The organism is Sphingomonas telluris (genome assembly GCF_022568775.1).
GTDB classification, from domain to species: Bacteria; Pseudomonadota; Alphaproteobacteria; order Sphingomonadales; family Sphingomonadaceae; genus Sphingomicrobium; species Sphingomicrobium telluris.
Genome location: NZ_JAKZHW010000001.1, coordinates 302109 through 326160, shown reverse-complemented (window position 1 = coordinate 326160; position 24052 = coordinate 302109). Strand labels below are relative to the sequence as shown.

General features: G+C 63.0%; 25 protein-coding genes, 1 tRNA gene and 2 pseudogenes. 15 read left to right on the top strand and 13 right to left on the bottom strand.

Annotated features, from left to right (window positions below):
• On the top strand, positions 1 to 1359 hold the full coding sequence (gene accC / locus LZ016_RS01605; protein ID WP_241445390.1) for an acetyl-CoA carboxylase biotin carboxylase subunit: 1359 nt from the start codon (positions 1 to 3) through the stop codon (positions 1357 to 1359).
• On the opposite strand, the gene LZ016_RS01600 is transcribed toward accC, so the two are convergent.
• Complete coding sequence (locus LZ016_RS01600) at positions 1310 to 1984, bottom strand: FABP family protein (protein WP_241445389.1); 675 nt, start codon at positions 1982 to 1984, stop codon at positions 1310 to 1312. The genes accC and LZ016_RS01600 overlap by 50 nt on opposite strands.
• Positions 1985 to 1996: 12 nt before the next feature.
• The gene (locus LZ016_RS01595; RefSeq protein ID WP_241445388.1) at positions 1997 to 2761 is read right to left on the bottom strand and encodes an alpha/beta fold hydrolase; all 765 of its coding nucleotides are present in this window, start codon (positions 2759 to 2761) and stop codon (positions 1997 to 1999) included.
• 145 nt (positions 2762 to 2906) lie between these two features.
• On the opposite strand from LZ016_RS01595, the gene LZ016_RS01590 reads away from it, so the two are divergent.
• Positions 2907 to 3617 carry an energy transducer TonB family protein gene (locus LZ016_RS01590; RefSeq protein WP_241445387.1) on the top strand — a complete coding sequence of 237 codons (711 nt, stop codon included), beginning with the start codon at positions 2907 to 2909 and terminating at the stop codon, positions 3615 to 3617.
• Here the strand turns inward: LZ016_RS01590 and LZ016_RS01585 are convergent, their stop codons facing one another.
• A complete protein-coding gene (locus LZ016_RS01585) occupies positions 3618 to 4961 on the bottom strand; it encodes a L,D-transpeptidase family protein (protein WP_241445386.1) in 1344 nt (447 codons plus the stop codon).
• A 16-nt stretch (positions 4962 to 4977) separates the two neighbouring features.
• Positions 4978 to 5541: a YMGG-like glycine zipper-containing protein gene (locus LZ016_RS15450; RefSeq protein ID WP_277622488.1), complete on the bottom strand. Its 564-nt coding sequence runs from the start codon at positions 5539 to 5541 to the stop codon at positions 4978 to 4980.
• A gap of 204 nt (positions 5542 to 5745) precedes the next feature.
• Between LZ016_RS15450 and arsC the strand changes: the two genes are divergently transcribed.
• Together arsC and aat are read left to right on the top strand one after the other, a co-directional pair.
• The gene (arsC, locus tag LZ016_RS01575) at positions 5746 to 6093 is read left to right on the top strand and encodes an arsenate reductase (glutaredoxin) (RefSeq protein WP_241445384.1); all 348 of its coding nucleotides are present in this window, start codon (positions 5746 to 5748) and stop codon (positions 6091 to 6093) included.
• Positions 6094 to 6141: 48 nt separating this feature from the next.
• A complete protein-coding gene (gene aat / locus LZ016_RS01570; RefSeq protein ID WP_241445383.1) occupies positions 6142 to 6891 on the top strand; it encodes a leucyl/phenylalanyl-tRNA--protein transferase in 750 nt (249 codons plus the stop codon).
• A gap of 35 nt (positions 6892 to 6926) precedes the next feature.
• On the opposite strand, the pseudogene LZ016_RS15620 reads toward aat, so the two are convergent.
• From LZ016_RS15620 to LZ016_RS01545, 5 genes and pseudogenes are all read right to left on the bottom strand, one after another.
• Positions 6927 to 7160 (bottom strand): annotated as a pseudogene (locus LZ016_RS15620) (DUF2155 domain-containing protein); the annotation flags it as partial.
• Between the two features lie 152 nt (positions 7161 to 7312).
• Positions 7313 to 7696, bottom strand: coding sequence for an NADH:ubiquinone oxidoreductase subunit NDUFA12 (locus LZ016_RS01560; protein WP_241445382.1), 384 nt, complete (start codon positions 7694 to 7696; stop codon positions 7313 to 7315).
• Positions 7697 to 7741: 45 nt separating this feature from the next.
• Positions 7742 to 8134 (bottom strand): DUF192 domain-containing protein, encoded by a 393-nt coding sequence (locus tag LZ016_RS01555; RefSeq protein WP_241445381.1) that lies wholly within the window; start codon positions 8132 to 8134, stop codon positions 7742 to 7744.
• A gap of 65 nt (positions 8135 to 8199) precedes the next feature.
• Positions 8200 to 8799 (bottom strand): cold-shock protein, encoded by a 600-nt coding sequence (locus LZ016_RS01550; protein WP_241445380.1) that lies wholly within the window; start codon positions 8797 to 8799, stop codon positions 8200 to 8202.
• A gap of 106 nt (positions 8800 to 8905) precedes the next feature.
• Positions 8906 to 9457, bottom strand: a complete 552-nt coding sequence (locus LZ016_RS01545; protein ID WP_241445379.1) for a regulatory protein RecX — start codon at positions 9455 to 9457, stop codon at positions 8906 to 8908.
• 60 nt (positions 9458 to 9517) lie between these two features.
• Here LZ016_RS01545 and LZ016_RS01540 point away from each other — a divergent pair, with 60 nt between their 5' ends.
• Positions 9518 to 11326 carry a fatty acyl-AMP ligase gene (locus tag LZ016_RS01540; protein WP_241445378.1) on the top strand — a complete coding sequence of 603 codons (1809 nt, stop codon included), beginning with the start codon at positions 9518 to 9520 and terminating at the stop codon, positions 11324 to 11326.
• On the opposite strand, the gene LZ016_RS01535 is transcribed toward LZ016_RS01540, so the two are convergent.
• Positions 11323 to 11484 carry a hypothetical protein gene (locus LZ016_RS01535; RefSeq protein WP_241445376.1) on the bottom strand — a complete coding sequence of 54 codons (162 nt, stop codon included), beginning with the start codon at positions 11482 to 11484 and terminating at the stop codon, positions 11323 to 11325. The genes LZ016_RS01540 and LZ016_RS01535 overlap by 4 nt on opposite strands.
• Before the next feature lie 184 nt (positions 11485 to 11668).
• On the opposite strand from LZ016_RS01535, the gene LZ016_RS01530 reads away from it, so the two are divergent.
• The 9 genes and pseudogenes from LZ016_RS01530 to LZ016_RS01490 form a co-directional block, all read left to right on the top strand.
• Entirely contained in the window at positions 11669 to 12043 is a 375-nt protein-coding gene (locus tag LZ016_RS01530) for an ion channel (protein WP_241447420.1), read from the top strand.
• Positions 12044 to 12091: 48 nt separating this feature from the next.
• Positions 12092 to 12167, top strand: a tRNA-Trp gene (locus LZ016_RS01525).
• A 108-nt stretch (positions 12168 to 12275) separates the two neighbouring features.
• Positions 12276 to 12473 (top strand): preprotein translocase subunit SecE, encoded by a 198-nt coding sequence (gene secE / locus LZ016_RS01520; protein ID WP_241445374.1) that lies wholly within the window; start codon positions 12276 to 12278, stop codon positions 12471 to 12473.
• 18 nt (positions 12474 to 12491) lie between these two features.
• Positions 12492 to 13031: a transcription termination/antitermination protein NusG gene (nusG, locus tag LZ016_RS01515; RefSeq protein ID WP_241445372.1), complete on the top strand. Its 540-nt coding sequence runs from the start codon at positions 12492 to 12494 to the stop codon at positions 13029 to 13031.
• Between the two features lie 808 nt (positions 13032 to 13839).
• Positions 13840 to 14865, top strand: a complete 1026-nt coding sequence (locus LZ016_RS01510) for a glycosyltransferase 87 family protein (protein WP_241445370.1) — start codon at positions 13840 to 13842, stop codon at positions 14863 to 14865.
• A 95-nt stretch (positions 14866 to 14960) separates the two neighbouring features.
• On the top strand, positions 14961 to 16727 hold the full coding sequence (locus LZ016_RS01505; protein ID WP_241445368.1) for a hypothetical protein: 1767 nt from the start codon (positions 14961 to 14963) through the stop codon (positions 16725 to 16727).
• 103 nt (positions 16728 to 16830) lie between these two features.
• A complete protein-coding gene (locus tag LZ016_RS01500; RefSeq protein ID WP_241445366.1) occupies positions 16831 to 18051 on the top strand; it encodes a glycosyltransferase family 2 protein in 1221 nt (406 codons plus the stop codon).
• Positions 18052 to 18070: 19 nt separating this feature from the next.
• Positions 18071 to 18481 carry a GtrA family protein gene (locus LZ016_RS01495; protein WP_241445365.1) on the top strand — a complete coding sequence of 137 codons (411 nt, stop codon included), beginning with the start codon at positions 18071 to 18073 and terminating at the stop codon, positions 18479 to 18481.
• A pseudogene (locus tag LZ016_RS01490) lies at positions 18481 to 19182 on the top strand (class I SAM-dependent methyltransferase); the annotation flags it as partial. The gene LZ016_RS01495 and the pseudogene LZ016_RS01490, both read left to right, overlap by 1 nt.
• A gap of 57 nt (positions 19183 to 19239) precedes the next feature.
• On the opposite strand, the gene LZ016_RS01485 reads toward LZ016_RS01490, so the two are convergent.
• From LZ016_RS01485 to LZ016_RS01475, 3 genes are all read right to left on the bottom strand, one after another.
• Positions 19240 to 20508, bottom strand: coding sequence for a glycosyltransferase family 4 protein (locus tag LZ016_RS01485; protein ID WP_241445364.1), 1269 nt, complete (start codon positions 20506 to 20508; stop codon positions 19240 to 19242).
• 142 nt (positions 20509 to 20650) lie between these two features.
• Positions 20651 to 21625 (bottom strand): acyltransferase family protein, encoded by a 975-nt coding sequence (locus LZ016_RS01480; RefSeq protein ID WP_241445363.1) that lies wholly within the window; start codon positions 21623 to 21625, stop codon positions 20651 to 20653.
• 68 nt (positions 21626 to 21693) lie between these two features.
• On the bottom strand, positions 21694 to 22896 hold the full coding sequence (locus LZ016_RS01475; RefSeq protein WP_241445362.1) for a hypothetical protein: 1203 nt from the start codon (positions 22894 to 22896) through the stop codon (positions 21694 to 21696).
• 120 nt (positions 22897 to 23016) lie between these two features.
• Between LZ016_RS01475 and LZ016_RS01470 the strand changes: the two genes are divergently transcribed.
• Positions 23017 to 24009: a glycosyltransferase family 87 protein gene (locus tag LZ016_RS01470; RefSeq protein WP_241445361.1), complete on the top strand. Its 993-nt coding sequence runs from the start codon at positions 23017 to 23019 to the stop codon at positions 24007 to 24009.
• Positions 24010 to 24052: the final 43 nt, after the last annotated feature.

Here is a 24052-nt window from a genome sequence, read left to right as displayed (position 1 = left end):
ATGGCCATCCAAAAGCTACTGATCGCAAATCGCGGCGAGATTGCGCTGCGAATTCATCGCGCATGCCATGAGATGGGCATCAAGACCGTTGCGGTGCACTCGACGGCCGACGCCGACGCCATGCATGTGCGGCTGGCGGACGAGACGGTCTGCATCGGCCCGCCGCCGGCGACCGAATCCTATCTGAACATTCCGAACATAATCTCGGCGGCCGAGATCGTGCACGCCGACGCGATCCACCCGGGCTACGGCTTCCTCTCCGAGAACGCCAAGTTCGCAGAGATCGTCGAGAGCCACGGAATCATCTGGGTCGGTCCGAAGCCCGAGCACATCCGGGTGATGGGCGACAAGATCGAGGCGAAGCGTTCCGCCGCCGGTCTTGGCCTGCCGCTCGTTCCGGGCTCCGACGGCCCGCTCGAAAGCGTCGCGGAAGCACACAAGCTCGCGGAAGCGATCGGCTATCCCGTCCTGATCAAGGCCGCCTCGGGCGGCGGCGGCCGGGGCATGAAGGTCGTCCATTCCGAAGAGCAGCTCGAGAGCCTCATGAGCCAGGCTGCATCGGAAGCACGCTCCGCCTTCGGCGACGACACGGTCTACATGGAGAAGTATCTCTCCAACCCGCGCCACATCGAATTCCAGGTCTTCGGCGACGGCAACGGCCACGCCGTCCATCTTGGCGAGCGCGACTGCTCGTTACAGCGCCGCCACCAGAAGGTCCTGGAGGAAGCCCCCTCACCCATCATCTCGCCGCAGCAGCGGTTCGCGATGGGCACGCTGGTCGCCAGCGCCATGGCCTCCATGGGCTACCGCGGCGCGGGCACGATCGAGTTCCTCTACGAGGACGGCGAGTTCTACTTCATCGAGATGAACACCCGTCTGCAAGTCGAACATCCCGTGACCGAGATGATCACCGGCATGGACCTCGTCCGCGAGCAGATCCGCGTCGCGCAGGGCGAAGGCCTCTCCTGCACGCAGGAGCAGATCAAGCTCCACGGCCATGCTATCGAGTGCCGCATCAACGCCGAGGACCCGATGACCTTCGCTCCCTCGCCGGGCCTAGTGAAGAATTATGTCGCGCCCGGCGGCATGCACGTGCGCGTCGATAGCGGCCTCTACACGGGCTATAAGGTTCCGCCCTACTACGACAGCATGATCGGCAAGCTGATCGTCTACGGGACGACCCGCGAGCGCTGCATCATGCGCCTGCGCCGCGCGCTGGAAGAGTTCGTGGTCGAGGGGATGAAGACCACCATCCCGCTCCACCAAGCGCTGGTTCGCGACGAGGAATTCCTCGCCGGCGACTACACCATCAAGTGGCTTGAGGAATGGCTGGAACGTCAACGCGAAGCTGCTGAATAGCCATTAGCGGGTTGGGCCTCGGCTCCGCGATCTTCGTCAGCGTGTTGCGGTCGTTGTGGTTGAACGGCTCCGGCTGTCCGCGAACCACGAGCGTCGTCTCCGTCACATAGCTGATCGTGCCGTCGGGATTGAACGTCAGTTCGATTTGGTAGCGGTCGGTGCGGAAGGCGTACTCCAGGAAAGCCGTGGAGCAGATGCCGTACTCGGTCTGCCCGCGCTCCGCGGTCAGGACCAGGCGATCGTCCCCCGGCTTGGCGTGCCCTGCCGCCAGCGCGGTCTGCCCCCGCGGGATCGCCAGCGTCTGCAACACAAGGCCCGTCGCCGGCTCCCACAGCCAGTAGCCGACCTGGTCGTGGAAGGTGATCTCCTCCTCCGGCGTGTTGATGTGGACGTGGTAGCGCAGGCCGTAGAACAGTTGCGGGCCGTTCGCCTGAGGATCGATCGGCTCGAACGTGATCGTCTCGATATATTGCCGATGCTCCGGTCCATCCGCCTTCGGATTCACGTCGGCGCCCTTCGCCGACCGCCAAGTTCCCGCCAGCCGCGTCAGCGGACCCAGGTTCGCCAGCGTGTCCGGGTCGACGTCAGCCGGTTCGGTGAAAATGTCCTCGGGAAATGGGTTCATCGGGGTCCTCAGCTAGCTCGCCGCGTTCAGGATCAATCGCGCAATCTCGTCGGGATGGGAAATCAGCGACAGATGGCTCGACTTCAGCTCGATGGTCTTTGCCCCCATGCGCTTGGCCATGAAGCGCTCAAGGTCCGGATTGATCGTCCGGTCCTCCGTCGAGACGGCGTAGAAGCTGGGCTTCGATCGCCACGCGGCATTCGCCGTCTTGCCCGTCAGAAGGGCCTTATGGAACGGCTCCTGTACCGCGTAGAGCACCTTCGCCTTGGCCGGCGGAACGTCTCCCGCGAAGTCACGAAGGAACGCTTCTTCGGTGAGCCTGCCCTCGTCGCCATCGAAGACGATCCCGGCAGACGCGGGCGGCGCCGGATATTTGGCCGCCAGCGCAGGATAATCCTCCCCCGCGTCGGGCGCGCGGGCAGCGACGTAGACGAGCGCGCGGACCTTCGGATGCACCCCGGCCTCGGTCACGATCATCCCGCCGAACGAATGGCCCACGAGCACCGTCGGACCATCCTGCCGGTCGAGCACGCGCGTGGCGGCCGCGACGGCCTCTGGCAGCGTGGTCAGCGGATTCTGGACGGACGTCACGTTCAGGCCGTGCGGCTGAAGCCGGGCGATCACCTCGGACCAGCATGACCCGTCGGCGAACAGGCCGTGGACCATAACGACATTCTTGATCTTCGGCGCGCTCGCCGCTCGAACGGAATGAGGCAGGACGCCCGCCGAGGCGGCTCCTGCAACAAGGATTTTCGCAAATCCGCGCCTGTCGATCATCGCGACCTCCCATGGCTTGGACCACGCTAACGATACTCGGCGGGAATCGACTTTCGGGCCCGCGAATGGGACTAGTGGGCTGCGACTGCAAGCGCGTGGCCGTAAACTTTCAGCCATTGTGCGCGTTGCTTCGGCGGAGAGTGCGATGGCCACCTACGGCGGCACCGAACGGAGCGATCGGGCGAAGGCCTTGGCCGGCGTCATCCTCGTGCACCTTGCACTTGGAGCCATCGTGATCAGCGGCCTCAACGTCCGCTTCGTCCAGCATGCCGTGGACCGCCTCCAGACCTTCGACATCAAGGACGTGGTGCTGCCTCCCCCGCTGCCACCTCCTCCACCGCCTGCGCGATCGGAGAAGGCCAAGGAGGAAGCCGGCGCTCCCGCAAAGAAGGCGAACCCGACACCGGTGGTGGCTCCGAAGCCCAAAATCCCGCTTCCCGTTCAACCGCCGATAGTTGCCGCGCCGGTTGCCGGAACGGGCAGCGCCTCGAGCTCCGGAGCCGCGGCCGAGGGCACCGGGACGGGTGCGGGCGGTGCCGGTAACGGGCGCGGCGGTGGTGGCACAGGCGACTTCAGCGGGTTCACGCCCGCACGTCTCGTCCACAACCTCACTCGACGCGACTATCGCGATCTTGCTGCGGGCCGGATGCCGGCGGGCCGAGCGATGCTCTCCCTTCAGCTCGATGCCGACGGAGTGCCCGTCGGCTGCAGCGTCGCGCGCTCCAGCGGCGACCCCTACGTGGACGCGGGCCTGTGCCCGCTGGTTTCGAGGCGGCTTCGCTTCGAGCCGGCGCGCGACGACGAGGGCCGTCCGATACCGTACCGGCTCAATTACGTGGCCAACTGGACGCTGTAGCTATTTCGCGGCGGCGACCGCGGCACCCGTCTTCAGCTGCGCCATGCGCGCCGAATCCCGCCCGTACACGTCGTCGAAGAAGGCGATGTTCGCTCCGTCGGGGACTGCGGTCAGGTACGTGATGTAGACCGGCACCGGCGTGGTCAGCGGCACTTCCTCTTCGACGCCAGCGCCTTCCCACGTCAGGTCGCGGCCGAACAGCCAGTGGCTGAGCCGCCAGGCCGCTTCGAGCCGGACGCAGCCGCCGCTGTACAGGCGAGCCGCCTGCTCAAACAATTCGCGCTCGGGATTGTCGTGCAGGTAGACGCCCTGCGTGTTGGGGAACATGAACTTGATGCGGCCCATGGAATTATGGGGCCCCGGCTTCTGCCGGATCAGGACGTTGACCTTGCCGTCGGCAACACCCTTCCAGTCCACCGTGCCGGGATCGAGGATCGTGGGATTTTCGACGAAGTCGGACACGACCTCGTAGCCCTGACGGTCGAGATACTTCTGTCCCTGCTTGATGACGTTCGGCGCGATACGCTCCGCCGCGAGATCAGGCGGCACGTACCAATAAGGATTGAGGTTCGCGAAGCGAACATAGGCGGTCATCATCGGGGTGGGATATTTCTGCTTGCCGACGACGACGCGCATGGAATCCACGACCTGCCCGTCCTGGTACATGAAGAGCCGCTGGGCGGCCGCGTTCACGACGATGTGCCGGCCGTTGCCCGCTGGAAGCTCGCGCGCCCGCTCCAGATTGAGCATTGCGAGGTCGCGCTGCTGCGGCGTCAGCTGATCACTCGTCAGCGCGTGGCGCAACTGGCCGTAGATCGGATGCATCCAACCCATTTCGGCGACATAGCGCTCGAGCGAAGGCGCACGCGCAGCTGCATCGAGGATCGCTCTTGGACTCGGCGGTCCGGGCCGCAGATTGGCGTCGACATAGATGATGCCGAGGTCGCCCGGATGGCGGATGTCCCGCACATAATCGACGAGCGCCTGACTGAGCATCACGTCGGCGCGGCGCGTCGCGCGCTTGCTGCCCGATGCGGCGGCCTGAACCGCACGCTGGAGTGCCCCGACGCGATATTTGCCGGGGTCGAGACCATCGACCTGGGCACTGGAAAGAATCTGAAGGAGCCGGTCGACCTGCCGCCCAGGCTGTGAAAACCACAGGGGCCGTCCTGACCAGGCCGCGTAGAAGTCCTCGATGCCCTGCCCACTCCCCGGGCGCGCCGCCGTCGCGGCGGCGGATGCGGGTGTGACCGGCACAGCGAGAGCCGCGCCGGCCAACAGGACCGCACAAAGAATACGCACCGACCCCGAAGGGCCGGTGCGCACATTACGCTTACTGTTCAACGAGTACTCCAGGCGGTTAGCCGCGCTCACCCGAGCGAGCCGGCGCCGAGTAGGTCGGAGCCGGGGCCGGGCCTGCAGCCGGTGCACCCTGGTAGTACTGGCCGTTCTGGACATAGCCATCCACACGACCGTCGTTGTCGCGATCGGCCCAGATCGCGCCGGCGAGACCGCCGACGGCAGCGCCGATCACTGCGCCTTCAATGGGGCTGATGCCGCCGATGACCGCACCGGCCGCAGCGCCGAGAGCAGCGCCGCCAAGGGCGCCGGTCGCGACACGGCGAAGCGTCGGGTCATAACCCTGCGGAGTGCCCGCATAGTACTGGCCGTTCGACACATAGCCATCGACGTAGCCGTCGTTGTTCTGGTCGGCCCAGACAGCGCCGGCGAGACCGCCGATTGCGGCACCGACAGCGGCACCCTCGATCACGTTCACGCCAGGAACGACCGCACCGACGGCGGCGCCGCCGGCAGCGCCGACCGCTGCGCCCTGTGCGATGTCACCAGCCGTCTGGCTGTCCGTCGCGCAAGCGGCGAGCGATACCGAGCTAGCCAATACGACTGCCAGAAGTGATTTTTTCATCGATTTTCTCCCGATTGTTAGTCTTCTAATCCGGACCATGTCCCCGACCCATCTCCCCCCGGCGACGGCGCATGTCACGGGCCAAGAAACGACGTTTACGGCGTATCGTTCCGGCAACGCGACAATGTTCCGGCGCGAGAAAGAACCATTTTAGCTGGCGGCCGGTTGCGAAGAGCGGGGTAAGAACTACAAACTTTCCGTGACATGAACGTAACGATCTATCACAATCCTCTCTGCGGAACATCGCGCAAGACCCTTGAAATCATTCATGAAAATGGTTTCGAGCCGAACGTCATCGAATATTTGAAGACGCCGCCGAGCAGGGACCAACTGAAAAATCTATATGAGCGCGCAGGCATCAGCCCGCGCGACGGTCTACGCGCAAAAGAACCGATCGCTGCCGAGCTCGGTTTGACGCGGCCCGACGTTTCCGACGACGAGATCCTCGACGCGATGATCGAGCATCCGAACCTCATCGAACGGCCCCTGGTCGTGACCGATAACGGTGTCCGCCTCTGTCGCCCGCAAGACTTGGTTCGCGACATCCTTTAACGCTCCGCGGGCGCTGACAAGCCGCTGACTCAGGCCCATATTCGGCCCATGAGTCGGCTCGATCCGCGCCTCCTTCTTCAAGGCTATGCCGCGGGTATCTTCCCGATGGCCGACAGCCGGGAAGCGTCCGAACTGTTCTGGGTCGAGCCCCGCACCCGCGCGATCATCCCGCTGGACAAGTTTCACGTGTCGCGCACTCTTCGGCGCACCATCCGGTCCGGCCAATTCGAGGTCAGCCATGACCGTGACTTCGCCGCCGTGATCACGGCGTGCGCCGATCGCGAGGAGACGTGGATCAACGCCGACATCGAACATGCGATGATGACGTTGCACGCGACCGGACATGCCCATTCAATAGAAGTGTGGAACGACGGCGCGCTGGTCGGCGGCCTCTACGGCGTGAAGCTCGGCCGCGCTTTTTTCGGCGAAAGCATGTTCAGCCGAGAAACCGATGCATCGAAGGTGGCGCTAGCCTGGCTCGTGGCGCGCATGAAAGTAGGCGGCTTCACGCTTCTCGACTGCCAGTTCATGACCACCCACCTCGCTTCGCTGGGCGCGGTGAACGTGCCGCGGCGAACCTACGTATCGTTGCTTGCGGCGGCGCTCGGCGGCGGCGAGTCCGGAGCGGGCGCGGCAGGAGCTTCGGGTGCAGCATCGTTGCTTCCAGACGAAGGCGCCGCGCGCGGCGCTTCGCCGGATTTCCTCGCACTCGACCGATTGCTCGAAGCGACCGGCGCGGCGGGAGCCCCCGGAGCATCCGGGTATGTCATCGCGCAGCTCTTGGGCCAGACGTCGTAGACGGCGTTCTCGACGACGTTGAGCGACGGGGATTCCTTGTAGACCCAGCCGGAGAAGACGCGGTGCCAGCTTTCGTCAGGCCGCTGGACGTCGACCTGCAAGAAGGCGCCCGTAAGCTTCTCCGACTCCCACGGAGCCGTCGCTTCGCAGGCGCGTAGGCGAACGATGACGTCGTTCACCCGAACGGACTGTCCCGGCTTCAAAGTGAGGTCGCGGACGATCCCGTTGCGCTTGTTGAGAAGCCCGATGACGGCGACGCGGTCGGCCATCGGCGTCACGCCGGCCTGGCTTCCCGGGCCGCGGTTCGCACCCGCCAGCTTCGTCCGGTTCGCCTGCTCGTTCGCCTGATCGTTGCGCCCGCAACCGGCGAGAAGAACCAGCGCCATCGCGGCGCTCACACCAAGGACCGCGCGACGCACTTCTATTCTGGCGTCCAGGGCTGATAGTCGCCGGTCGCCGCGGGACGGATGGAGCCTTTCGAAAGCGATCCGTCTGGCCGGAATGCGGCCATGGTGCCGGTCAGGTTCACTTCGGGCTTCTTCTCGAACTTCCGCCTGGGCGGCAGCGACTCATCGGGCAGGTCGTCGATCGTGCCCTTCAGCCAAGCCTGCCACTCGGGCGGAACGCGGCTGCCGTCGTTCGGGCCGTTGTAGATGACCCAGCGCGAGGCGAGGTTCTTCTTGCCGCGATAATAGACGTTGCCGGCATCGTCGGTGCCGACCTTCTCGCCATGACGCCGGGTCCACAGACCCGTGCCCCACGTCGCACCGTTCCACCAGGTAAAGGTTCGCGCCAGAAATCCCATCGCCGCGCCTCCTGCCCCGTTGATCGGCGGGGCGCAAGTCTCGCGTCAGTGCTGCCAGCTGACCTTGTCGCCTTCCTTGAGGCCGAGTTCTGCTGCTCGCCCGCCGGCAATCTCGAGCACGGCGGAGACGGGATCGACGGAGGGAACCGGATCCAACGACATCGGCGTCGTATTCGCGGCGATTCGGCCGATCTTCCCGTCCGCACCGATGAAGACCATGTCGAGCGGGATCAGCGTGTTCTTCATCCAGAACGCGACCTGCTGCGGCGGGTCATAAGGGAAGATCATGCCGCGGTCCGGCGCGAGCGATTGCCGGTTCATCAGGCCCTGCGCCTGTTCCTCCTGCGAACTGGCGACTTCGACCGTGAACTTGTGGGTACCGGTGGCCGACTGGATGGTCAGCGGCACCTGCTGCAGGCCCGAAGGAGATTGCTCCACCGGCGAATCCTTGGTGGTGGCGGCCGTGCCGCAAGCGGACGTCGCCGCAATGGCGGTGATGGCGATCAGTTGCCGGACGAACCGGAGCGAAGCTCGACGGCGGTTAGCCCCTTGCGACCCTCGGCGATCCTCGCCTCCAGGTGCTGTCCGGGCTGAAGATCCCCCAGCTGCGACGTGCGCACTGTCTCCATGTGGACGAACACGTCCTGCCCCGTCGAATCGCCGACGCGATTGACGAAGCCATAACCCTTTACGCGATTGAACCATTTGACCTCGACCGCCTCGAACTCGCCTGCATCCTCGGACAATGCCTTACGGTCAACGTCTCGCGACGTCGAGCGCGTCTGGCGGGGCGGCGGAACGACCGCGGGACCGGTGTCGATCGACAGGATCTTCTTCGCCTGAAGTCCGCGGTCCAGCCGCATGGGGATGCACTCGACGAGCGCACCTTCGGGAAGGCTGCGGCGGCCATGCTCTCTCAGCACGCTGAAATGCACGAGGATGTCGCCTTCGATGGCCTCGCTGACGATGAAGCCAAATCCTCGCGTCGCGTCGAACCACTTCACCCGTCCAACGACAGGCTCCATGTCGCCGTCATCGGCAAGGTCATGATGATCGCCGCTATCCACAGCGACGACTTCGGTTACTTCCTCGAGATGCGCCACAGGCTCCTCTACAGGTTGAGGCTGAGGGCTTGGTTCCGGGGCCGTTACGGTTTGCTTACGCTGCACAGCGCTTCACTAACATGTGTATGATTGTCGGGAAACCGACTTAACGGACTTTCGTACGGAGGTCGTCAAGATCGGGCGGTACTCCTGGTTCGCAGTCCACCACCGCCCGCGAAAGCTCGAAACCGTGCCCAGCGCGGACCATGGCGGCCAAAGCCTTTTCTCGCTCTTTCCGCTCGGGCATTGAATCCGCAAAAGGCCCGATGCGGCGCCTCCGGGCAAATCGCAGGGCCGCATCGGCTGCGGACTCCTCGGCAAGCTCCTTCGCGCCCGCGGCATCCTCATCCTCGATACCGGCCGCCCGAAGCGCTTGGCGGACGCGTCCCGTCCCATATCCGCGCTCGCTCAGCGACCGCGACTTGGACAGTGCGTACGAAGCGTCGTCGACCAATCCCGTCTCCGCGAATCGCGCGACCATCCGCTCGATCGGGGGCTCGTCGGCACCATCCCAGCCGCGTTCCCGGACCTTCCGGTTCAGGTAGGACGCAAGCTTCGCGCGGGTCGTTGCGAACTTCGCGACATAGGTCAGAGCGAGTTCGTTGAGGCGTTCCCCATTCAGGGGAAGTCGGGGTTTTCCGGTATTCCGAGGGGTCATACGTCAAAATTGTGCCACACTCGGTAACCACTACAAGCGCCGGCTCGCTTTGAGGGCCCAATGAGCCGCGCCGTTCTGGCGGGCAGAACAGACCAGGGTGAGAGCTTGCTCGACCGCAACACTACGATCGTAGCCGACCTCGCTCCCGCCGGCGCTACGCCGACTTTGGATTCGCTTCGTCGGCGCACCGCCGATTTTGCGACCTTGGGAGAGGCGCTCGATTATGCCGCGCGCGGACGCCGCGGCATGAATTTCCACGACGCGCGGGGCCAGCTTACGCGCGCTTATCCGTTCGCAGAGCTGCGCGAGGATGCCCTCGCCCACGCGCAGCGCCTGATCGCCCTTGGCATGAAGCCGGGCGAACGGGTCGCCATGATCGCCGAAACTGGCGCCGAGTTCGCCGCCTGCTTCTTCGGCGCGGTCTATGCCGGTCTCTGGCCGGTGCCGCTGCCGCTTCCGACCAGCTTCGGCGGCCGTGAGGCCTATGTCGACCAGCTCCGCGTAATGCTGAGCAGCAGCGATCCGTCGTTGTTCCTGTGCCCGCCCGAGCTCCTTACGTATGCCGAAGAGGCCGCGAACGAGCGCGGCATCACGGCGCGCGACTGGACGGCCTTGGCCGAAATGGCAGGAGGAACGGCAGAACTGCCGGCTCCGGACGCCGATGATGTCGCCTATCTTCAATATTCCAGCGGCTCGACGCGCTTCCCGCACGGTGTCGCCGTCACCCACCGCCAGCTTCTTTCGAATCTGCATGCGCATGGCGTCGGCCTGAAGGTCGAAGCGGGCGACCGCTGCATCTCGTGGCTGCCCTGGTACCATGACATGGGCCTGGTCGGCTGCATGTTGTCGCCGATGTCGCTGCAGATGTCGGTCGACTATATGAAGACCGAGGATTTCGCCCGCCGTCCGCTCGCGTGGCTCGACATGATCACGCGCAACCCGGGCACGAGCGTCAGCTACTCGCCGACCTTCGGCTATGACATTTGCGCCCGCCGCATGTCGTCGCAGACGCGCGCCGAGGACCGCTTCGACCTTTCGCGCTGGCGGATTGCCGGCAATGGCGCGGACATGATCCGCCCGGACGTCATGCAGGCCTTCGTCGACGCCTTTGCAGACGCCGGCTTCGAGGCTTCCGCTTTCTGCCCGAGCTACGGCCTTGCCGAAGCGACCCTCGCGGTATCGCTTATGCCGCCCGGCGAAGGCATTCGGCTGGAGCTGGTCGAGGAAACCGTCCTCAACGGCGGCTCAGCAAGCGCCGAGGGCCGTCCCCGCCGCTACCGAGCGATCGTGAACTGCGGAAAGCCCGTCACCGGCATGGAAATCGAGATCCGTGGCGAGGACGGCGCGCAGCTGCCCGATCGCGGCATCGGCCGCGTGTTCGTGCGCGGAACGTCGGTGATGCACAGCTATTACCGCGATCCGGAAGCGACCGAGGCCTGCCTCAAGGACGGTTGGCTGGACACCGGCGACATGGGCTACATGTCGGGCGGCTACATCTTCATCGTTGGCCGCGCCAAGGACATGATCATCATCAACGGCCGCAATCATTGGCCGCAGGACATTGAGTGGGCGGTCGAACAATTGCCCGGCTTCAAGTCCGGCGACATCGCGGCCTTCGCGATCACCGGTCCTTCGGGCGAAGAGACCCCGGCCGTGCTCGTTCACTGCCGCGTGTCCGATCCGAAGGAGCGCGGCCGCCTGCGCGACGACATCAAGGAGCGCGTGCGCGCGATCACCGGCATTACTCCGGTGGTCGAACTCGTGCCGCCGCGGTCCCTGCCCCGCACCAGCTCGGGCAAGCTGTCGCGGACGAAGGCGCGCAATCTCTATCTCTCGGGCGAGATCCAGCCCTACGACATCGCGGCCTAGGCTGCGCGTCGCGGCCGCTCCAGCCGATGCAGGAGCGCGCCCCATTCAGCCGGTATCCTGTCGAAGCGCTCGTTCACCGCTTCGCGCAGGGCCGCGCCAATTCCGTCACCTTCGGCCGGTGGGCCGGGCTTCAAGTCCCGTGGAGCTTCGACGTTCACTTGTTCGATCCTATTGATTTGGGCTGGAAAACTGATCAGCGGCGATCGAGTGCCCCGCTAATTCAGCAACCTAAGTTATCGAAGCGGCGTTGACCGGAGCTAGGCGAGGGAGGCGATACTGAACCCGGAAATCGAAGTAGCGGACCTGGGTGTCCAGCTCGCGGTCGCAGCCGGGTTCGTGATCATGATGATCGTCGTGCACAGCGGCGGCCTGGTCGGCATTTCGCGAGCCCTTCACCTCGACGACGACAAGTCCATCCCCAACGAGTTCGGCCTGCGCGCCGCCGTGCTGATGGGCACGTATGGCGTCCTGCTCTTCGTGCTGCATTTCCTGGAGATCCTGCTCTTCGCGCTCTTCTATCATTTCGTAGGCGCAATGAGGTCGCTGGAGGCGGCGCTCTATTATTCGGCGTCCTGCTACGCGACGCTCGGGACGGCACCCGACAAGTTCTCCACGGAATGGCGGCTCGTCGGAGCGCTCGAGGCGCTGATAGGATTCGTCCTGATCGGCTGGTCGACCGCCTTCATGGTCCGGACGCTCCGCCGCATCATCGACTGAACGGCCCTTGCGCGGCAGCGGTTCGCCGCATAAGTCGCGCCACGGCCTAGGGGTATAGCTCAGTTGGTAGAGCATCGGTCTCCAAAACCGAGGGTCGTGGGTTCGAGTCCCTCTGCCCCTGCCAGCCTTGAAGACTCGGCGCCTTATCGCTAAGTCGCATCCAGCTCCGCCGGCCGCCTCTGTTCAGAGGGTGTCCGCGGAGCCTTTTTCTATCCGCAAGCGAGCAAGAGCAGTGGCGAAGACCTCCCCCGGCGAATTCATCCGTCAGGTCAGAAACGAGACCAACAAGGTCGTTTGGCCGACTTGGAGCGAGACCGTCCGCACCGCGATCATGGTTCTGATCATGACCATGGTCCTCGCAATCTTCTTTTTCGGCGTCGATTCGTTCTTCAGCGCGATCGTCCGCTGGTTGCTCAGCCTCCTCGGCTAACAGGGAAACGCAACGCACATGTCCCGCTGGTACATCATCCACGCTTATTCGGGCTTCGAGAACAAGGTGAAGGACGCGATCCTTTCCGAAGCGACGCGCCTGGGCCTCGAAACCCAGGTCGAGGCCGTCGAGGTTCCGACCGAGAAGGTCACCGAGATCCGCCGCGGCAAGAAGGTCACGTCAGACCGCAAGTTCTTTCCGGGCTACGTCCTCGCCAAGTTGGCGATGAACGATCAGGTCTATCACCTCGTGAAGAACACGCCGAAGGTCACGGGCTTCCTCGGCCCGGGCGGCAAGCCGCAGCCGATCAGCGAGACTGAAGCCGCGCGCATTCTCTCGACAAAGGAAGAAGCCGCCGCGGCCGCGCCGAAGCAGAAGGTCAGTGTCGACTACGAGATCGGCGACAGCGTGAAGGTGCTGGACGGTCCGTTCGCCAGCTTCAACGGCGTCGTCGAGGAGCTCGACTTCGACCGCGGCCGCGTGAAGGTCAGCGTCTCCATCTTCGGCCGTGCGACGCCGGTCGAGCTGGAGTTCGAGCAGGTCGAGCGCGTCAAGTAAGCGCCGCCGCTTGGAATTCAGAAAAGGGTCGCTTCGGCGGCCCTTTTTCGCGCCCAACGTAGGCGGTCACCTTCGATTGAACGTTCGTGGAAGCACCGGCGCTAAGCGTCTGGCCAAGCCGACGGCGGAAGAGGAGGAGGGAGTTCGTCCGCGTGCCAAGCGTCGAGATCCATAAGCCACTGTTCGAAAGCGCGCAGCTGGCTCGGACGCATGTGCAGAAAAACGCTTTCATATGCATCGCGGACGCCGCGCCGATAGGCTGCGCGCAACTCTGGGCTGCTCAAGGTCATGTCCCGTGACTTAAAAGAGCGCAGGGCTAGGGAAATAACTTGGATTGGTGTCGCACTTATTTTTGACTGCGTTGGAGATCCGGCCTCCAGTTCGCACAACCCAGGGCACAGCCGTACGGTTTCGCCCGCCTGTCGGCGTTCCCTGAGAACAGGGAATTTAACAGGGAATTTCCTCGCGCCGCGGTTCTGCGATTGCATTGGCGGCTATTTTCCTGGGTGGCACGATTTCGACGGCCCTCAACGAAGCCAGCACCTGCATCAGCAGCAACGGCAGCACCTGTTCGTAACAGTTCCGCGGCTCTCCAAGCGGAGCCGCCTCTCCACACGGGTCGCATGATCGCTCGGACACGCGGCCCGTGTGTGACTCCAGCTTAGCTTCGCCGCGTAGTGGCAGCTTTCAAGTTGATCACCGCTGGCGAAGTTTCCGCTCTCCGACCAACTTGCCGCGACTTAGCGGCATTCTAAACGCTCGGTGTCGGTACTTTGCGCTAATCGAACCTCGCTGCTAGCCATCACCTGTGGCGGGCAAATCCAGTTCGAACATTCGTATAGTTAGCGCGAAAAACTTCATTGCAGGGCTGTGTGCCGTCGCGGCGGTCGTACCAGTGATATTGACCTTGATGCGCTTTTGGGCCGGAGGTACCAGCTCTGACTTCTGGTCGCTGTGGGCCGCCAGCAGGGGCGCGCTCGAAGGCGGCCCTGTCTACACGTTGCCGCAAGCTTTCCCTTACCCACCCCATTCTCTTTTTCTCTTCATTCCCTTCAGTCTCACGTCGTTTGGGCTGGGACTGATCCTGTTCAACGTCGCTGGGACCGCTTTCTTCGCCTGCGCCGCGAAGCCTTATCTGCCCAAAGGCTTTCCGCTCGTCTTCGCTGTTTGCTCGCCGGCAACTCTGCTTTGCCTTTTCTTCGGTCAGACTAGCCTGGTTGTGGGGGGGTTATGGCTCTGTGCATTTCGAGGCCGATGGGCGGCAGTCTCCGCCCTCACGTTCAAGCCGCATATGGGTCTACTGAGCGTCTTCGCTCTGAAAAACAGGGCCGACGTGTGGCGGACGGCAGCATTGGCGTTATTGCTCATTGCTGCGAGCATGATTGCCTTTGGTTTTCACATCTGGGTCGACTTCGCGAATGCGCTCACGGCGCACGCAGACAGGATTGGCGTGCGCAAGCGATGGCTTGTTCTGGGCGTAGGCCCAGCGATCGGTTATGGCTTGTGGGGCTGGGCACTGTTCGCGGTCGCGGCGGCCTACCTCCTTTCGAGGCAGATAAATGCGTTCACTGCCGCGACGGCGGCGCTGCTCATTTCCCCTTACGCGCTTCACTATGACATGCCGGTGGCCTGCCTGGGGTTTCTCCTCGGGATCTACAGCCATTGGGAAACGCTCGGGACATTTCAGCGCGCGGCACTGGCCGCCGGTTTCCTGTCGCCAATCATTGTTTATCTCGGGACCTGGTGGATCCCCCCAATCTTGCTCTGGGCACTCTTGGTCCAGGTGCGGCTACCAGCCTCAACTCCGAATTCAGTTGAACCTGCCACTGTCTGAGCCGGTCTCAACAGCCACCCATTTCACTGACTTACCGTCGCGTGTGCGGAAAGCGCTTCCTTAACCATCCCGACCTACGGCAAATAAGCTGACAGATGCTCAAAGCGAAGACGCCTCCATTATCGTCCGTGGATGACGCGAACGAAGCATCCGCTCGATACGATTCCGCGCGCCTGCTGACGCTCGCGATCATCGTCGGGCTCGCCGGCATTGTAATCGGGCTGCCCTATCTTCCCCGGGTGCGGGCGATCGATGGGCTGACGCTGCACCTCACGCTTACGCAGGACCTTCCGCTGGTCCCAGTTTTCCTGCTCGCGGCTTTCCTGCGGCCGAGAGCCGTGTCGATCTCCCCCCCGGAACCGCGCGGCACGCGCGTGGCGCTAGTTGCGACCATATTGGTCTTCCTGTTCGCCGGCTGGTTCGGACATAGCCTTGTCTTCCAAGGCTACGACCTCAGCCGCGACGAGCAGATGGCCGTGTTCGATCAGGGCATCTACGCACACGGGCGCGCTTTATGGCCCTTCCCGGCAGAATGGCGCTCCGTCGCCGACGCGCTGAACCGGCGGTTCATGCTTCCGATTGGAGATCGGGAATTCTGGGTTTCCGCGTATCTACCGGTCCATTCGGCCTTCAGGGCGGTGCTTTCAGAGGCTGGGATCGTCTCCTTGGCGTCGCCCCTCATGGCTGCACTCGCTGCCGCGAGCCTATGGTCCGTGGCGCGGAGGCTGTGGCCGGAATCCAATCGAACCGTCGTCCTGGCGCTTCTGCTGCTCGGGACGTCCTCACAAGCGGTCATCACATCGATGACCGCCTTCTCGATGAGCATGCATTTGGGGCTGAACCTGCTTTGGCTCGCTCTTTTCCTCGCCGATCGGAAGCAGACGCATGCGCTGGCCTTGATCGTAGGTTTCTTTGCGGTCGGAATTCATCAGCCACTGTTCCACCCCATGTTCGTGGGGCCTTTTCTATTGCTCCTGATCGGACAGCGGCGTTGGAGCCTGCTAACGTATTACATCGTGGGTTACGCGGTGATCGCACTTTTCTGGCTGGCATGGCCAATTTGGGTTGCATCACACGCGACAACCGCACGTACGCTCATCGACTGCGGAACTGCGAATTGCGCTTCGGGCGTGAGCTTTTCGGAACGCCTTATCAATTCTGTGAAAGGCGTCGGTTTCGCGAACATTTGGCTCACTTCGGCCAACCTGCTTAGGTTCATCTGCTGGCAGCATTTGCTCCTGCTGCCTCTCGCCTTCTTCGGAGCGATCAGCTGCTGGCGTTCGGAACCGATCGTGAAGGCGCTGACAGCGAGCTTCCTGCTGCCCATCATCGTTCTTGCGCTCATTCTCCCATGGCAAGGTCACGGATGGGGCTATCGCTACGTCCATCCGGTGCTCGGAAATGCGATTCTTCTCGCTTGCTATGGCTTCCATCGGATGGAGAGCCGCGGGCTTTCGCTGCAACGGCCGCTCCTTGTGACGACCGCTCTGGCAGTCGTCTTGCTTCCGTTGCACGCATGGATGGCCTCGAAAGTCGTGACTCCGTTTGCGCAGATCAGTGAAAGGCTGGCGGCGATTCCCGCCGATGTGGTCATCGTCGACACTCAAATCGCGCCCTTCGGGCAGGACGTCGTGTTCAACAGTTTCGACCTGTCGAACCGGCCGAAGCGGCTGATCGCCAAGCTCGTGAAGCCGGAAGCACTGGCCGAGCTTTGCCAGTCGAAGTCGATCGCCTTCTTCGACGGAGCCGAAATGGCTCCCCTCGCTCACCTCTTCCATACCGTCGCGCCCAAGGCGCCTTCGCCGGAGGCATTGGCACTGCGGGAGGAAGCGATGCGCCTGAACTGCCGCGTAATCCCATGACGGCGGCAAAGGTTTTCGTGGTATTTACCAAAAAGATAGGAAGACACGGCCATAGGTCTGGCCTGACTTTCTAACGAGCGCAGACGGGGGCGTGCAGGCAGTTATGGGGACCAGGTCGAACAGCGCACGGCTCCGGGCGGTTGAGAGCAGTTCAAAGACCGCGGCCCGCCAAGAGGTTCTCGTCTCCGCGATCATTCCCTGCCTCAACGAAGAACGCACACTCGGCATCTGCATCCAAAAAGCACTCGACGCCTTCGCGCGCCGCGGCATCAAGGGTGAGGTCGTCGTCGGCGACAACGGATCGACCGACAGGTCGGTGGAAATCGCCGAAAGCCTGGGCGCTCGCGTCGTCCACCAGCCGATCAAGGGTTACGGAGCCGCGATCAGCGCCGCCGCGGGTGCCGCCAAGGGCAAGTATCTGATCATGGCGGACGCCGACGATTCCTACGACTGGAGCCAGCTCGACGGATTCATCGACACGCTCGAGAACGGCGCCGATCTAGTCATGGGCAACCGTTTCGCCGGCGGCATCGAGGACGGCGCCATGCCGCCGCTTCACCGCTATCTTGGCAACCCCGTCCTTTCTGCGCTGGCCCGCTGGCTGCACCGGTCGCCGATCCGCGACTTCCACTGCGGCATGCGCGGCTTCACGCGCGAAGCTTTCGAACAGATGGGTGCTCGCTCTCCGGGCATGGAGTTCGCCTCGGAGATGGTCATCAACGCGCACCGGGCGGGGCTCGACATCCGCGAGGTGCCGATCAAGCTCTACCCCGACAAGCGCGGCCGCCCCCCGCATCTCCGCTCCTTCCGCGATGGTTGGCGGCACCTGCGCCTGATCATCGCGCATGCGCCGGATACGGTCTACCTGCTGCCCGGGCTCATCCTGTTGGTTGCCGGAGTTTTCGGACTAGCCGCATTGTCGCGTGGGCCGGTGACCGTCGGTGGCCAGTATTTCGGCATCCACTTCGTCGCCTTGTCGTCGATGGCGACGCTGATCGGCCTGTCCGCAATCCTCCTGGGCATGCTCGCGAAGGTGGCGATCGCGATCTATCATCCTAATCAGCGCGGGCGGGTCGTTCCCTGGCTGAAGCGCGGTCGTCCGCTGGAGTGGCTAGTGGGCTTTGGCGGCGTGCTAACTGTTGCGGGTTTCGGGGCGGATGCCCTCCTAGCCTTCAAGTGGTTGTTCGTCGGTGGGCCGATGGAGCAGTCAGTGCATTTGGTCTTTGCGATCACTACCGCCTGCGTCGCCGGCGTTGTCACGATGCTGTCGGGATTCGTGCTGAAGCTGCTGCTCGACAACGTCAATGATTGGCACGAATTCTAGTAACTGGAGACCAAACGCGGTGAACACGGACACACTGCTGGGCAAACGAGCAGGCGAGTTCGTACGGTTTGCCGTCGTAGGGTGCGTCTCTGCGCTCTTGAACACGGTCATCATCGTCGCCCTGACCGAGTTCCTGCGCATCAATTACCTGATATCGTACGCCCTGTGTTTCATCGGCGTGACCCTCGTCGGCTTCGCGGCGAACCGATCCTGGTCCTTCAAGGTCGATGGCCAATCTGAACGCCGAGAGGTCCAGCGATACTATCTGGTCACGACGATATCGACCGTCATCGCGATGGGTATCAGCCGGGCCATGGTTGGATTCGGCGTGCCTTATCAAATCGCCGTCTTTCTTTCGGCTGCGCTCGTAGCCCCGGCAAACTTTCTCACTCACCGAAGCTTCAGTTTCGGCCTGAAGTTCTCGGACTGATGACCGTCCACACGGCCCTAAGTGAAGCGTCGGACCATCCATCCTGCGACTTCGGATCAAAGCCGAGGATCGTGCTCGACACCGGTCATCCGCTGGCACCGAGAATAGAGATTTGGCAGTGCTCCCTCTGTGGTCACGGAGTGACCCGGCCGCCGATGGCGGATGTCTCAGTCCTCTATGAGAATCGAGAAAGCGAAGACTATCTGGCGCGCGACAGCGGACCCGTCAGGGCGCTCAAGGCATTCGTGTTCGGGCGCCTGGCTCAAAGCTTGTTGAGGCAAGTCGATGGCAAGGTCCGAGCCGTTGCCGATTATGGCACAGGCAATGGAATGCTGCCGGCCCTGATCGCGGAAGCGGCCGATCCCGACACGTCTGTCTACGGTCTCGATTTCTTCGAGGATCCGCCAGCGGAAATCGGCCGGGCCAGCTACATGAGTTTCCGTTCTTCAACCGCCTTGCTGGGCAAGGTTGATCTCCTGACCTGCTTCCACGTCCTAGAGCATAGCGATAATCCTGAGGCGCTGCTGTCGGAGCTAAAGGCCTATCTGCGACCTAACGGCACAATCGTTATCGAAGTGCCGAATGTGGACTGCGTCTGGACGCCCTGGTTCGGCAAATCCTGCGCCAACTGGTATGCCCCCTATCACCGCGTTCATTTCAGCCGTCGAAGCCTGCGGAAACTGGTGGAGGCTGGCGGGCTTGAGGTCATCTCGGAACGGGACATCTGCGGCCCGACATTTGCCCTATCCTTCGCGTCCTTATTCGGCTGCAGACCGAACGCGGGATTGTTTTTCCTCGGCGCGAGCCTGCGACCCTTCCAGTGGGGTGCCGAGCGGCTGACCCGCCGTCCGAGCGCTCTGCGAATCGTCGCCCGCAGACCTGCCTAGTCCGGCGTCCCTCAGCTTCGCCAATATGATCTCGAATGAGCGGGCGAAGGACAGTCTGGCCCGGTTTTTATCGTACCAGTCCGAAGTCCTCCGCCGGAGATCATCGCGGCCGTCCAGCGCCTCACGGATCGCTCGAGCCAAAGCTCCAGGCGTGGGCTCCGCCGCGACGAAACCGTTCTCTCCCGGCTCAATTAACTCGACCGACGCATTGTCTGACCCGGGGACGACGATGACCGGCACTCCGCGGTAAGCTGACTCAACGACCACCAGCCCATAACCTTCCCGTTCCGAAGGCTGGACCAGAACGGCCGCGTGGCTTTGCGCAGCGCGGAGGATTTCGAGGTCGACGAAGCCGAGTTGGGCAATGCGCTCTTCCAATCCGTGATCACTGATCCGACGAGCAACCGCCGCCTCATCAGGCCCCTTCCCGATCAAGGTTGCGCGAAGGTCTTTGTCGTCTCGCATCAAGTCGGCGAGCGCATCGACGAGCAGCAACACGCGTTTCTCGGGGATCATCCGGCCCGCGTACAGAACCTCTGGCGGGCCGGCCCTGGGCTGCCTGAGAAGCTCCTCGCCTTCGAGGAACGTGCCTTCGAGCAAGGTCATATCTGTGACGCCGAGAGCGCGAGCTCGCTCGAGATGAAGCCTGCTAAGGCTGAAGCCGATCTGCGGGACGCGTGCGCACATCTTCTGAACAGCAATCCCGATTCCGCCGAGTGGTCCGAGGTAGGTGCGCCAGTAATCGTCCGTCCACACTTCGATCCAATCGACCGCAAGTCGGAACCGGAAGAATGGTCGAAGGACTCCCGCCGCTAGGACCGAGAAGAACGGGAACGAGGCACCGTGAAGCAGATCGTAACGGCGACCGTTGAAGAGCAGGTGCCGGAAGACGCCCAGCCCGTAGATCAGAGGGGGGAGGATCCTCCGCTTTCCGTCAGCGTAGAGCTTCAGTCTCGGGCCAACTGCGAGGACGCTGACGCCGGGAATGACCGGCGGATCATCGTCGTCCCACTGCCGCAGGGTCAAGTAGGTTACCCGGTGTCCGGCTGCGGCATACCCCTCCGCCATTTGCCGATACCACTTCTCCCCACCTCCGACGGTCCACGGAAAGAGGCAATCGTAAAGGATACAGACGTGCATTTGCGGACCCACCGATAACGCTGCATCGACCTTAGCCCTCATCGGGTCGCAATCACTGAAAAATGTTGTGGCAGGGGTGAACTAGCTTCACGAAAATTGCGATCTCTCGGGTTGTCCGATCGCATTTCGCACGCTGAAGAAATTACGCCAGCTGGCCCGCCGTGTCCGCCTTTCGCGACTGAACACGACGTGTCGATCGTTTCGACGTGCCCTCGAAATAGACCGTGATCAGGGCAGCAACCAACAATGCAAAGGCAAAGGTCGTGAACGGATCAAAGCCGTACATCTTGGCGAGCAGGCCAATGGGCCAGTGCGTCGCGTAAAGCGGATAAGAAATGGCTCCGAGCCAAACCGACCATCGAGCGGGACCAAGCGACAACGTTGCTCGTATCAGTGCCGCCGCGGCCAACATCGAGAGTATCTCTAGGAACGGACTGAGCCAAGCAACATAGAGGAGAACGACGAAGGCCCCAATCGCAAGGTAAGGCCGATTGAAGAGGGGCTTCTCGGCGTACATTCGGAACATCAGGATGCCGAGCAAATAATTTCCGATCTCGCGCACAATCAATGGAAGAATAAAGCCCAAGTGGGGCCCCCAATGCACGGGCGCCATGAGGAAGCTCGTACAGTATTGCGCCGTGATGCCGAACCACAGGCCGAACAATCCGATCGTCGATAGCCGCGCGAAGAGAACTCCATGCAGCACGTTCGACGTGATTTCGCCGAACAGGGACCAAACGGGCAAATTCAACAGGAAGATACTCCCCATCCATAAGGACGGCATGAACCCCAAGATGAGCGCATAGGCAAAGACGAGATCGGTAGTCAGGCCAGATTCAAGACTTGCCCAAACGAGACCTAGCGTCGATCCAATCGCCATAGGAGCGAACAGGCGTCGGTATCTGAGAACTATGAAGTCGGGGACCGTCAACTCTGCATGTAGCCGCTGCTCGTAAGTTCGTGTCAGTACGAAGCCCGAGAGGACAAAGAAGAGGTCAACAGCAAGCGTTGGCTGAAGAGGCGGATCCTTCCAGCCAAAGAGGACGGCGAAGTGGTATATCGCCACCGAGAGCGCAGCTACGCCCCGCAGAGCATCTAATCCATACAGTCTCGGCATGCCCACCCTCCGAAGAGAGCAGGTATCAGTTTCGAATTAAGGAATAATAATTCGCGTATCGAAACGGCTCAGGCACAACGCGGATTTAAATAAACCCGGAACGAGTGGACATTCCCAACGCGGCGATAGCCATGGAGCCGAGGGTCGGCGGACAGGAACGCGAAGTAGTCGAACTCATCCTTCATGTTCGTGAAAATGTACTGCGGGCAGCGCTTCAGGATCGCGTCGACTTGCCTGTGCCGGACCTCCGCGACGATGTCCGGGCGTGTTGCCGCTCCGGGCACGGGCCAAAGCGCGGGATAGGGGCTGGTATTCTCGACGCCACGCTCGAAGACCACTGGATAGGCCATCGGGATGTGGGGAGTTGCGAACAGCACCCTGGTCGCGCCTGCCGGGATGGGATCGATTGGGCGGTGCGCGCCGGCAAGGTAAGCGACGGAGAGGATCGAAATGCCGGCGGCGCAGGCCCGGTTCACGCCTGGCATTCTCCTCGCGACTAGCCCCCCATAGGTCGCCAAGCCCAGGGCCGGGACGAGCTGGTAGTACCAGAACTTCCCCTGAAGCAGGTACGCGAGCAGCGCGCCGAGAATGGCGCCTGCGATTGGCGAGCGTCGGTTCATGACCAGCACGGCCAGGATCAGTCCGAGCTGGTACCAATAGCCGAAGCTGCCACCCAGACCGTGATACGTCGAACGGGCGAGCGGGACGATGTCGGTCAGGAAGGCCGGGTGGATCAGCGGGATCAGCACTGCATAGAGCGCAACCAGAACGAGCAGCGTCGTAAGGGCGGCGTCCCACCGTCGCCGCCATAAGGCTGCCAGCAGCGGCATCAGCAGGAAGTGCGGCTTCAACGCAGTCCCGGCGAACAGCCAGATGCCCATCGGCCAGCCTCGCCGGTCCGACGCCAAATAGGGAAGCACCGCAATCAGCGCGAGATGATCGCGCTGGCCGAACGGAAGCAGTGCCGGCAGAGTCAGCGCAGCGAATGCGGCCCACCTGCGCTCGCACAATATCGCACTGACGAAAATCGCCGCGCACACGCCCGCCAGGTACAGCCCCTTGGACCACGTCCCGGCCGTCAGCAGGGCCATGTCGTAGAAGATCAACGGCGGGTTGAGCTCGAGGATGTCCACGTACAGCCGCTGGCCGTTGAACCAGCGCGATCCCGCGTCGAGGTACCAGGCGACATCGGGCGTAAGCGGTCGCAGCATCTGCAACGCCCAGAGGGCGCAGCAGCACAGCGTCAGGAGAACCCGGTCGTACTTTTCCACGAGGCGCCCCAACACCACACCTCACTCATGGATGGTCCCGCTGAGTGAGAGTGTGACTCCAAACAGCCGTCGAGCCAACCGCTGCTGGTTGCGGAACTCACCTTATTCTAGAGTTGCGTCGTGAAGCTCTTGTGGGTCGTGGCGGCCTTCGTCGGCCTGGTCATCGTGGGTGTCGCCTGCGTGCAGAGCTTTGGCGGGCCGCTCAACGTCGATTTCACGATGTTCTGGCGGGCGGATGAGCTCGCTTATCCGCCGCCATACTTGCTGCTCGTTCGCTGTCTCGGCTGGCTGCCCTATGGCGCTGCGTTCGTCCTCTGGGTCGGACTCACGGGCGCGCTCTATCTGGCCACTGCGCCCGCGCCGAAGACCGTGGCGCTTGCCAATCCCGCCGCCGTCTTCAACGGCATGATCGGTCAAAATGGCTTCCTAACCGCCGGGATCATGTTTGCGGGACTTCGGGAGCTTAGCCGAGATCCCGTTCGCGCGGGAGCGATCCTCGGTCTCCTGGTCATCAAGCCGCACCTGGCGGTGATGCTACCCGTTGCAGTCATCGCGGGTCGACTGTGGCGCGCGATTCCCTCTGCTGCGGCAGTGGCGGCGGTGCTGTGCGGCATTTCCCTTGTCGTGCTTGGCCCGGAGGCGTGGCAGCGGTTCTTCGCCATGGGGGCAACCTATGGCGGCCTTCTCGGTCAGAAGGCCTGGAACTGGAACGAAATCGCCAGCTTCTACGCCTTGGCGCGCTGGCTTGGTGTCAGCGAAATCGCCGCCTGGGGCGTGCATGTCGCTGTCGCATTCGGTGCGGGCGCGGCCGTTTGGATGGCCTGGCGCGACGACGCCGACGGCAAGATCGCCCTGGCCGCCGCCGCGTCGCTGCTCGTGTCTCCCTACCTCTTCACCTACGACGCGGTGCTGCTGACGGCGGCTCTCGCATGGATGAGGGGGCCCAAGGCGGCACTTCTGTGGGTACTCATCGCCGTACCTCTCGTTCGCGTGTTTTTCGACGGCGATTGGCCGAACACCGTGCCGCTGGCAGCCGCCTTCTCGGTACTGGCGATCGCTGCTGAAGCACGCCGTGGAGAAAGAGTACGACCGATTGCCGAGCAGCCGGCGTAACCGGATTTGCCTCTGCGGCGGGCTTCAGCTATGTGCCCGTGCT